9 protein-coding genes are annotated in these 11,134 nt (G+C 64.6%); all 9 read right to left on the bottom strand.

What is annotated here, in order from left to right; translation table 11 throughout:
• Window positions 1-722 precede the first annotated feature (722 nt).
• A complete protein-coding gene (locus tag A3840_RS08590; protein ID WP_067454867.1) occupies window positions 723-1,043 on the bottom strand; it encodes a 2Fe-2S iron-sulfur cluster-binding protein in 321 nt (106 codons plus the stop codon).
• Between the two features lie 157 nt (window positions 1,044-1,200).
• A complete protein-coding gene (locus tag A3840_RS08585) occupies window positions 1,201-2,226 on the bottom strand; it encodes an NAD(P)/FAD-dependent oxidoreductase (RefSeq protein ID WP_067454865.1) in 1,026 nt (341 codons plus the stop codon).
• 147 nt (window positions 2,227-2,373) lie between these two features.
• Window positions 2,374-3,648 (bottom strand): phosphoadenylyl-sulfate reductase, encoded by a 1,275-nt coding sequence (locus tag A3840_RS19860; RefSeq protein WP_067454862.1) that lies wholly within the window; start codon window positions 3,646-3,648, stop codon window positions 2,374-2,376.
• A 164-nt stretch (window positions 3,649-3,812) separates the two neighbouring features.
• Window positions 3,813-5,471 carry a nitrite/sulfite reductase gene (locus A3840_RS08575; RefSeq protein ID WP_067454860.1) on the bottom strand — a complete coding sequence of 553 codons (1,659 nt, stop codon included), beginning with the start codon at window positions 5,469-5,471 and terminating at the stop codon, window positions 3,813-3,815.
• Window positions 5,458-5,781 carry a DUF2849 domain-containing protein gene (locus A3840_RS08570; RefSeq protein ID WP_067454858.1) on the bottom strand — a complete coding sequence of 108 codons (324 nt, stop codon included), beginning with the start codon at window positions 5,779-5,781 and terminating at the stop codon, window positions 5,458-5,460. The genes A3840_RS08575 and A3840_RS08570 overlap by 14 nt, the downstream gene beginning before the upstream one ends.
• A 3-nt stretch (window positions 5,782-5,784) precedes the next feature.
• Window positions 5,785-7,158, bottom strand: a complete 1,374-nt coding sequence (gene cysG / locus A3840_RS08565; protein ID WP_245676580.1) for a siroheme synthase CysG — start codon at window positions 7,156-7,158, stop codon at window positions 5,785-5,787.
• A gap of 540 nt (window positions 7,159-7,698) precedes the next feature.
• Window positions 7,699-8,019, bottom strand: a complete 321-nt coding sequence (locus A3840_RS08560) for a 2Fe-2S iron-sulfur cluster-binding protein (protein ID WP_067454856.1) — start codon at window positions 8,017-8,019, stop codon at window positions 7,699-7,701.
• A gap of 25 nt (window positions 8,020-8,044) precedes the next feature.
• Entirely contained in the window at window positions 8,045-9,214 is a 1,170-nt protein-coding gene (locus A3840_RS08555) for a class I SAM-dependent methyltransferase (RefSeq protein WP_067454854.1), read from the bottom strand.
• Window positions 9,211-10,812, bottom strand: a complete 1,602-nt coding sequence (locus A3840_RS08550; RefSeq protein WP_067454852.1) for a peptide chain release factor 3 — start codon at window positions 10,810-10,812, stop codon at window positions 9,211-9,213. Before A3840_RS08550 ends, A3840_RS08555 begins: the two co-directional genes overlap by 4 nt.
• Window positions 10,813-11,134: the final 322 nt, after the last annotated feature.

The raw sequence follows: 11,134 nt of genomic DNA, 5'->3' as shown, positions 1-11,134 counted from the left end.
TCTGGCAGGGGGTTTCCTAGGGCCGGCTCTCACCGGAATTTCCCATCCCCGGACCCAGCCTCCTTTAACGATGAAGAGGCCTCCCGACTGTCGCCGGACGGTTGATCGTTGCAACCCCATCTCCACCCGGCTGATGGGGGGAGAGTAATATGGGGTGATGGGGTGGGGATAAGTTTTCTGGCAAACACGATGCGACACCCTCCCCCTTGCGGGGAGGGCTGGGTGGGGGATGGGCGGCAGGGTGTTTGATTTCTAACGCCGGTGCGCGGGAGCACCCCCTCCCAGCTTCGCTAGGCCTATCGGCCAAGCTGCGCTACCTCCCCCATCAAGGGGGCGGTGGGGGTTCGGCGCTTGGGGCGAGCTCCCCCGCCATTCGCGTGTTGCGCTCATGGCCTTCTCGCCTCTGTTCCTCTCCCCCTCGGGGAGAGGGTGGATCGGGCGCAGCCCGAGACGGGTGAGGGGGGACGGGCGGCAGAGAGCTAAATATTAGATGTCGGTGCATGGGAGCACCCCCTCCTAGCTTCGCTAGGCCTGTCGGCCAAGCTGCGCTACCTCCCCCGTCGAGGGGGAGGTGGGGGCCCGGTGTTTGCCGCACCCACCGCTCGTCACCCTCGGGCTTGACCCGAGGGCGTTCAGAGGCTGGAGCCGCTGCCCTAGCGCGTGTGGTGGCAGGCCCTCGGGTCAGGCCCGAGGGCGACGGGCTGTGGAGCCGGCCGGCGTGATCAATCCTTGGCGGCGCTGGGGGCCAGTGTGAGCTTCAATCCGTCCAGGGCGTCGGAGCACAAGATCTGGCAGCTCAGCCGCGAATTCGGTTTCACGTCGCCCACGCTGTCCAGCATGTCCTCTTCGTCGTCGCTCGGCGCGCCGACGGCGTCGAGCCAATCGCCATCGACATAGCAATGGCAGGTGGCGCAGCTCAGGGCGCCGCCGCATTCGGCCTTGATGTTGAGGCCCCAATCGCGAATGACCTCCATCACGCGCCAGCCTTCGAGCCCTTCGAGCTCGTGCACGTCGCCAGACTGGTCGGTAACGATGATCTTCATGGGGCGCTCCTCAACAGCGCTGTGGGGATAGCGTCAAGTTGCCGGAACAACAAGACTATCGTTAATCGTCACCACCGGGCTTGTCCCGGTGGTCCATGCGGAGGCGAGATGGATTGCCGGGACAAGCCCGGCAATGACGACGGAATGAATGTGCGCCTCAAGCCACGCCCAGCTTCTTCTGCAACTTGGTCGAACTCGTCGTGTACTGGAACACCACGCGCTCGCCGGGCGAGACGATGGCCTTGGCGGCCTGCGCCATCAGCGCGGCTTCGTGGAAGCCGGAGAGGATCAGCTTGAGCTTGCCCGGATAGTAATTGATGTCGCCGATGGCGAAGATGCCGGGCACCGAGGTCTCGAACTTCTCGGTATCGACCACGATGGTGTTGTCGTTGAGCTCCAGCCCCCAATCGGCCACCGGGCCGAGCTTCATGGTCAGCCCGAAGAACGGCAGGAGGCGCGTGGCCGGAATGGACAGGTCGCCCGCCTCGGTCGTCAGATGCACATGGTTGATCTGGCCGTCCGCGCCATCGAGCTTGGCGATCTGGCCGAGCTGGAAATTGACCTTACCCTCGGCCACCAGCTCCTTCATCTTGTTGACCGAGGCTGGCGCCGCCTTGAAGGCGTCGCGACGATGCACCAGGGTCAGCGTGCGCACGATGGGCTGCAGGTTCAGCGTCCAGTCCAGGGCGGAATCGCCGCCGCCCACGATGACCACGTCCTGGCCGCGGAAGTCTTCCATCTTGCGCACGGCGTAGAAGACCGACGTGTTCTCATATTGCTCGATATCGGCCACCGGCGGGCGCTTGGGCTGGAACGAGCCGCCGCCGGCCGCGATCACCACCACCTTGGTGTAGAAGGTCTCGTCCGCATCGGTCTGCAGCTTGAAGGAGCCGTCCTCCAGCTTCTCGATGGAATTGACCATGCGCGAGAAGTGGAATTCGGGCGCGAAGGGCGCGATCTGCGCCATGAGATTGTCGGTGAGCTGCTGGCCGGTGACCACCGGGAAGCCGGGAATGTCATAGATCGGCTTTTCCGGATAGAGCTCGGCGCACTGGCCGCCGGGGCGATCCAGGATATCGATGAAATGGCATTTGATGTCGAGCAGCCCGAGTTCGAAGGCCGCGAACAGCCCGCAGGGCCCCGCGCCAATGACGACGACATCGGTATTGATCTCAGTGCTCATTTTCAAAGTCCATTCGAAACCGGAACCGCACGAGGCTCCGGCATTGGTCCCATCGGGGCCCCTGCCCCGCTTTCTGGATGGGAACCGCCGCTGTCACCAGCGGCCCCGGCGAACGCCATCAAAGGCGACTAACACGCTCCACTTATCTCACGATACGCGGCGAAGGAAGGGGCGAGTGCCCAGCGGAATTTCGGCCACGCCCACCGGCTGGTAGAACAGGGCCATTTCGGGCAGGCGATTTTCGACCAGGGCCCGGCGGGTCGGCTCATGCGTTACCACCAGGGCGTTGAAGCCGCAGCGGCGCATATGCGGAATCTGATCCTGAAGCACGTCGCCTACGGCCCTGATTTCGCCCGCATATTTGAAGCGCTCGACCAGAAGCCGCGCCGTGGAATAGCCACGCCCATCGGTGAAGGCGGGGAAGAGCACGGCAATGGAGGCAAAGCGCGACAGGTCCTCGGCCACGCCCTCCACCTTCTCGCCCGGCGTGACCAGCAGCCCGAGCGGGTGCGGATTGGCCAGGAATTCGGCGCGATTGGCGAGGAAAACGCTCAGCGGCACATGCACATAGCGCGCCTCGGACGGATTGGCGCCCTCTTCCCAGGCCTTGAAGGGATCGGCGATGAAGGCCCCGTCTTTCCAGAGGTTGTGGCGGGTGGCGGCATTCATCGGATTGGCGATCGCTCCACTGAAATCGTAATGGATGCCGCATTCCTTCTTGTTGAGGCCGCGCCACCGTCCGGCGCGCGGATCCTCGCCCTCGGCCACCACCGAGGTGCAGGGCGCGCAGCCAATGGACTTGTAGCCTTTGGCATAGAGCGGATGCTCGGGCAAGTCATGCTTACGGCGGTATTCGATGACGTCCGCATCGGAGAAATAGGCCAGCGGATTGACCTTGATGCGGTCGTCGCTGGTCAATTCGAAATGCGGCAGCACGCCGCGTTCCCGGGTCTGGTAGCGCTTGCGGCCCGTGACCCAGCCGCCATATTGCTCGGTGATCGGCTCCAGCGGCTCGGTCTTGCGGATATGGCAGCAGGAATCGGGATCGGCTTCCCACAGATCGCCATTGGGATCGAAGCGCCTGACATCGGCGGGATCGGGATGAATGGCGCGCACATTGATCAGCCCGAGCTGCTTCTTCAGCGTCTCGACATAGGCCAGGGTCTCGGGGAAATGCTTGCCGGTTTCGAGGAAATAGACCGGCATGGACGGGTCCACCTGCGCCACCATATGCAGCAGCACCGCCGAATCCGCCCCGAAGGACGAAACGATGGCCAGATCCCCCGGCAGAACCTCGCTGACGGCATAGCGCAGCACGCCGAGCGCATCCATCTCGTCGAACATGCCGTTGAGCGCGAGAATGCCAAGCGCGCGGAGCTTGTCGTTGGCGACCGGGACGGGGGCGAGCTTAGGCATGGCCATGGGGGGTCTCCATAACATTGGGCGCGGCAGCGCCACCTCTCCCTGGGGGGAGAGGTCGACCCACTTGGGTCGGGTGAGGGGGCCTTGCAGCAGCTTTAGGTGGAAAGGCCCCCCCACCCGTCGCTGCGCGCCGACCTCTCCCCCAAAGGGAGAGGTGAAGAGTGTCACGCCGCGCCATACAAGGCCTCCTTGAACGGGGCCTCGCCCAGCCGGCGATAGGCGGCGAGGAAGCTTTCCTCTTCGCCCTGGCGCTGCGCGATGTAGAAATCCACCAGCTTTTCGATGGCCCCCGGCACCTGGTCGGCTTCGAAGCCCGGGCCGATGATCTTGCCGACCGACGCCGTCTCGGTGGCGTCGCCGCCCAGCGTGATCTGGTAGAGCTCGCCGCCCTTCTTCTCGACGCCCAGAATGCCGATATGGCCCACATGGTGGTGCCCGCAGGCATTGATGCAGCCGGAAATCTTGATCTTGAGATCGCCGATCTGCTTCTGCCGCTCGGGCGCGGCGAATTTCCTGGAGATTTCCTGCGCGATCGGGATCGAACGGGCATTGGCCAGGGCGCAGAAATCGAGACCCGGGCAGCAGATCATGTCGGTGATCTGGTTGTTGTTGCCCTCGGCCAGCCCATTGGCGACCAGGACGTCATAGACCGTCCGCAGATCGGCCACGGCCACATGCGGCAGCACCAGGTTCTGCTCATGGGTCACGCGCAATTCGTCGTAGGAATAGCGCTCGGCCAGGTCCGCCACCACGTTGATCTGGCTGTCCGTGGCATCGCCCGGCGCCCCGCCCACCGGCTTCAGCGAAATGGTCACCGAGGCATAGCCGGGCTGCTTGTGCGGATGCAGGTTGTTGTCGAGCCAGCGCCCATAGGCGGGATCGAGGATCGACTGATAGGCCACGTCCACATTCTGGCCGGAGCGATCCGCGAAATCGGGCGGCGCGAAATAGGCGCTGATCCGGTCCAGTTCGTCCTGCGGCAGCGTCAGCACGCCCCCGCGCACCTCGGCGAATTCGGCCTCGACCTGCCCCTTGATGCTTTCCAGGCCCTCCTCGTGCACCAGGATCTTGATGCGGGCCTTGAACTTGTTGTCGCGCCGGCCATAGCGGTTATAGACGCGCAGAATGCTCTCCAGATAGGCCAGCAGGTGCTCGTGCGGCACGAAGCTGTTGATCAGCTTGGCCACCATGGGCGTGCGGCCCAGCCCGCCGCCGACCCAGACCTCCCAGCCGATATCGCCCGCCCCGTTCACCGCAGCCTGAAGGCCGATATCGTGAAAGCGGATGGCGGCGCGGTCATTGGGCGCGCCGGTAATGGCGATCTTGAATTTTCGCGGCAGATAGGAAAATTCCGGATGCAGGCTCGACCATTGCCGGATGATCTCGGCCACCGGCCGCGGATCGAGGATTTCGTCGGCGGCGGCGCCCGCGAACTGGTCGGTGGTGACATTGCGGATGCAATTGCCCGAGGTCTGGATGGCGTGCATTTCCACGCTCGCCAATTCCTCGAGGATCGCCGGAATGTCCTTGAGCCGGGGCCAGTTGAACTGGATGTTCTGCCGCGTGGTGAAGTGGCCATAGCCGCGATCATAGGTCCGCGCGATATGGGCCAGCTTGCGCATCTGGCGCGAATTCATCGTGCCATAGGGCACCGCGATCCGCAGCATATAGGCGTGAAGCTGCAGATAGAGCCCGTTCATCAGCCGCAGCGGCCGGAACTGGTCCTCGGAAAGCTCGCCGGAAAGGCGGCGCTTCACCTGATCGGAAAATTGCGCCGTGCGACCCGCTACGAAAGCGGCGTCGAATTCGTCATATCGATACATGCCCGTCGTCACCTAAGCGCTGGCGATCATACGCCTGCCCATTGAGAGTTAGGGGAGCGGTGGGGCCCGCCGCCCGGATGCGTTCGCGCAGGCGCCGGGGCACGATGCGCCCGTCTTCCTGCGTAACTTCTTCGATTTCGAGGCTGATGATGCGGCCCGTCGCCCTGGTCGCGGCCAGGGCGGCGTCGCGCTCGGCGGCCGCTTCCTTGGCGAAGAGCCGCGCCGCCTGCAAATCCTCGACCCAGTTCCCCGCGCCATCCAGATAGACGGTCGCGCCGGAGGTCAGTTCGTTGCCGGTGAGGATTTCCATGGATCACGCTACCTTGAAATTGCTTGCCGCCGCCTCGGCGGCATTGGCCCAGTCGCCATGGGCGACCGCGCGGCCGACCAGAATGATTGCGGGGCCATCGACGAAATCGACCGCGCCGGCGGCCAGCCGGCCCAGCGTGCCGGAATAGGAGGCGCTCTCCGCCCGGCCCGCATTGACCACGATGCCGATGGGCAGATCGGGCGCGGCGCCATGCGCCACCAGAAGCGCCGCCGTCTCGGCGGCGATGGCCTTGCCCATATAGAGCGCCAGCGTCAGCCCCGATTGCGCCAGGGCCGCCCAATGCATCAGATCGCCATCATCGGCGCCATGCGCCGTCGCCATGACGAAGCCGCTGGACGTTCTGCGCAGCGTCACCGGCGTCGCCGTGTCGGCGGCCGCGGCCAGGGCCGCGCTGACACCCGGCACGATCTCGTAGGCCAGCCCGGCCTTGCGCAGGGCCGCGATCTCCTCGCCGGCGCGCCCGAACACCATCGGATCGCCGGACTTGAGCCGGGCGACGCGCTTGCCCTCGCCGGCCAGCCGCACCAGCAGCGTATTGATCTGCGCCTGGCTGAAGGAATGATGGCCGCGCGCCTTGCCGACGCAAACCTGCTCGGCATCGCGGCGGCCCATCTCGACCACGGCCGCCGGCACCAGCTGGTCATGCACGATCACATCGGCCTGTTGCAGCGCCCGCTGCGCGCGCAGGGTCAGAAGGTCCTCGGCGCCCGGCCCGGCGCCGATCAGCCAGACCATGCCCTGGCCACGGCCATGCGCGGCATGGTCGGCCAGCAATCGTTCGGCCTCGGCCGGGCCCATTCCAGGCCGCGTCACCAGGTCCTCGTAATAGCGCCGGCGGGCCGCGCCATCCTGAATCAGGCTCTCAACCTTCTGCCGCAAGCCACCGGCCATACTCGCGATTTTCCCGATTCCGGGCGCCAGCAACGCCTCGATCTGGGCCCGCACCAGCCGCGCCAGCACCGGCGCATCGCCTTCGGTGGAAATGGCCACCGTCAGCGGCGCCCGCTCGACGATCGAGGGCGTATAGAAATCGCATTCGGCCGGCACGTCGACCACATTGAGCGGAATGCCCAGCCGCCGCGCCTCGGCCTTGGCCAGCTCCGCATCCTCCCCCTCCTCCGCCACGAAAACCAGGGCCGCCCCGGCAATATCACCGGGGGCGAGCGCGCGTTCATGCAGCGAGACGGGAAAGGCGGAGAAATCGGCCTCGATCTGTCGGGAGTAAATCTCTATCGAAGCAGTAGTCTTAGAAACCAACCGGACCTTGTTGAGGGCTTCGTCGCTACCACCGACGATGACGATACGCCTGCCCTTGACCTTGAAACTCAACGGAAATGTGTTGAGGCTAGCCATCATGATCCTGTTCGAGAGATGGCGGAAAATAATCCAAAGACGCGCGAAGCCACAAGGCTTTGAAATTCAATAGCTTTTATATTTCCCTGACGCTGCCCGCATTGGAATGGCGACCACATCTTGGGGGGCGCGCCGCCAAATGAATCTTCCGCAGGCCCCTGGGGCGGAAATTTTGCTCATCACCGCGTTTTCAGGGTCACGGGCCGGCCGGTCGGCGTGAGGCCGCTGAAGGCGTTTGCTTCCCCCACCCTTGAGGGAATGAGGGTGGGGGGCTCATCAGCGGATCACTGAACCACCCCCACCCCGGCCCTCCCCTCAAGGGGGAGGGGGCAAGAACCGGGGCCGGTCGCGCAAGCCGCACCACCCTCACCCACCGCTCGTCACCCTCGGGTTCGACCCGAGGGCGTTTGCGGTGCACCCAAAACAAAGAACCCTCGGGTCAAGCCCGAGGGTGACGATCCGGATGGGGTTTGATCGCGGCCCCCTCCCCCTGACGAGGAAGAGCGACAGAAATGTGTCGGCTCCACAACGGAGGTTAAAAACTCAGCCCTGGCGGGTGGGCACGTGGACGACGAGCCCGTCCAGTTCCGGCTTCACCTTGATCTGGCAGGACAGCCGGCTGCTGTCGCGCACGTCGAAGGCGAAATCGAGCATGTCTTCTTCCATCATCGAGGGACCGCCAACCGCCTCGCGCCAGTCCTCGTCCACATAGACGTGGCAGGTGGCGCAAGTGCAGGCGCCGCCGCATTCGGCCACGATGCCGGGAACGGCATTCATGATCGCGGTTTCCATCACGGTCGAGCCGTTCTCCCCTTCGGTCTCGATGCGTTCGCCCTGCGATGTGACATAGGTGATCTTGGTCATGGGGAGCCTGTGGTCTTTCAAAGGGTCAGAGGTCGAGCAGACCCTCTAGATAGTGTTTTTCTATGCCGAACATAGCCTTTACCGCCATTATCCGGTCAAGCGCATCCTGCCGCGACCCAGCGCCGCCCCGCTGCGCCACGATGAGGTTGTTCTTGGGCGTATGGGCATCGGAGACGAACTCGAACACCTTGGTGCGATAGCCCGAGGCCTCCAGCAGCAGCGCCCGCAGCCCGTCCGTCACCATCTCGGCCTGCTTTTCCATGAAGGTGCCGTGGCGCAGGAGGAAATCCAGCCGCTGGTCGGCGCTGCCCGCCTCCATCTGCCGGCGGACCTGCTTGTGGCAGCACGGCGCGACGGCGATCAGATCCGCGCCGGCCGCGATGCCCTTGTAGATGGCGTCGTCGGTCGCCGTATCGCAGGCATGCAGGGCGATGACGGCATCGGCGCCGCTGGCGTCATAGTCGAGGATCGAGCCGGCCTCGAAGCGCAGCCCGGAAAAGCCCGATGCGTCGGCATGGACATTGCCATCCGCCACCAGCGCGTCGCGCAGTTCGACCCCGACGATCTCGACGCCCTGCCCCTGGGCCGAGAGATAGTCGTAAAGCGCAAAATCGAGATAGCCCTTGCCGGCGCCCATATCGACGATACGTGGCGTCTCGGCCTTGAGGCCCTGAATCAGGGGCGCAAAGATTTCCACCATCTTGTTGATCTGGCGGAACTTATCCTGGCGGTCATTGCGCACCGCCCCGTCCTTGCCGGTAATGCCCAGCGCGTGCAGCCACGGCTTGCCGGTCTTGGTCAGCGGCCGATTCTTGGTGCGGTCATGCCCGGCATTCGGGGCCTCCCGCCCCGCCACCGCGCTGCGCTTCAGGCGCTGCTTGTCGCCCTGCCGTTCGAATTGCAGGTCGAAGCCGGTCGTTTCCAGCCGCGCGCTGCGCCAATCCTCGTTGAGCCCGGCGGTCAGCAGCAGCGCCGTCTCATTGACGGTCAGGTTCTTTGTGATGTCCCGCGTCCTGTAGCGGAAGACGAAGCTCAGCCGCTCGCCCGCCTTGATGCTGACCTTGCGCGCCTCGGCCGATTTCAGCTCCGCCTCCGGCCCATGATAGCCGCCGAGCTTGAGCTTGGTCAGCGAGCCATCGGCGAAGGCGGCCTGCACCGCGGCAACGAATTCCCCGATGCGGTCGAGCGCGCTCAATGCCGCTCCTTGGTGGTGAGGAAGCGGATTTTCGGCCAGTCCTGCTTGGCCCGATCCGCCCACCACGCATTCTGCGCCAGGAAGACCGGCGCCTCGTTCCGGTCCTCGGCCATGTTCATCTTCTGGGCGGCGATGAAGCGCTTGAGCTCGTCGGCATCGTCGCTTTCCACCCAGCGCGCCACCTCGAAGCCGATGCTTTCGAAGCTGATCGGCACGCCATATTCCTTGGCGACACGGGCCGAGAGCACTTCGAGCTGAAGCTGGCCCACGACACCCACGATCCAGTCCGCGCCCACCATGCGGCGGAAGACCTGCGTGACCCCCTCTTCGGAGAGATCGGTCAGCGCCTTGGCCATCTGCTTGGATTTCATGTGGTCGGTCAGCCGCACGCGGCGGATGATTTCCGGCGCGAAATTGGGAATGCCGGTCACATTGACATTGGCGCCCTCGGTCAGCGTATCGCCCACCGACAGGGTGCCGTGATTGGGAATGCCGACAATGTCGCCCGCCACCGCTTCCTCGGCCAGTTCGCGATTGTTGCCGAAGAAGAACATGGGATTGGAGACCGCCATATCCTTGCCCGAACGCACATTCTTCAAGCGCATGCCGCGCTCGAACTTGCCCGAGCACAGGCGCACGAAGGCGATGCGGTCGCGGTGATTGGCGTCCATATTGGCCTGCACCTTGAACACGAAGCCGGTGACCTTCTTGTCGCTCGGCGCGATGGGCGCTGGCAGGGCCGGCTGCGGCCGCGGCTCCGGCCCCCAATCGCCCAGGGTGCGCAACAGCTCGGCCACCGAGACGCCCTTGAGCGCCGAACCGAACAGGACCGGGCTCAGATGCCCGGCATGGAAGGTCGGCAGATCGAAGCCCGGCAGCATGGCCTGCGCCATTTCCAGCGTTTCCAGCGCCGTCATGAAGACCGGATTGTCGACCAGCGCCTCCACGTCCAGCAGGTCTTCCAATTGCTCGAATTCGGCAATGATCTTGCCCTGCGGATTGAGCACGCGCTTTTCGACCAGGTCGATATAGCCGCCGAAATCGACGCCCTGCCCGATGGGCCAGAGCACCGGGGTCAGATCCAGCGCCAGCTTGTCCTGGATTTCGTCGATCAGCTCCAGCGGGGCGTGGCCCTCGCGGTCCACCTTGTTGATGAAGGTGATGATCGGAATGTCGCGCAGCCGGCAGACCTCGAACAGCTTGAGCGTCTGCGCCTCGATGCCCTTGGCCGCATCGATCACCATGATGGCCGCGTCCACGGCGGTGAGCGTGCGATAGGTATCCTCGGAAAAGTCCGAGTGGCCCGGCGTATCCAGCAGGTTCAGCGTCAGCCCGTCATAATCGAAGGTCATCACCGAGGAGGTGATGGAAATGCCGCGCTGCTGCTCCATTTCCATCCAGTCCGAGCGCGTCGAGCGCTGCCCCGCCTTGCCGCGCACCGCGCCGGCCGACTGGATCGCGCCCGCCGCGGCCAAGAGCCGCTCGGTCAGCGTGGTCTTGCCGGCGTCCGGGTGCGAAATGATCGCGAAGGTGCGGCGCAGGCGGAACGGTTCGGAAACGGGCCGGACCGGAGCCTCGGCAGCATTGGACAATGACATAGAAAACGCTGGATGGTTTGGCGACCGCGCGCGGCACGGCCGGATTTCATATGGGCGCTCTATATGCGAAAGGCAACCATGCGGTCAAACCACGGCCCCGACCGCGACGCGCCCCGCCCATTAACATAGGTTAATAAAGCGATCGGACGGTCTTTTCACCTGCCCGTGAAGCGAAGCGGAACGTCCTCTCAGCGCAGGTTTTTTCGCCCCGAGGGAAAACCGCCGGCAGCCGTCTGCATGCCGATATTTCACATCTGGGATCGGCGCGGAACTATAGCATCGTCAATCCCTTGTCCCGGCACCAATACGCCCCTTCGTACTT

It is taken from the genome of Devosia elaeis (assembly GCF_001650025.1).
GTDB classification, from domain to species: domain Bacteria; phylum Pseudomonadota; class Alphaproteobacteria; order Rhizobiales; family Devosiaceae; genus Devosia; species Devosia elaeis.
This window is presented reverse-complemented; position numbering and strand designations above follow the sequence as displayed.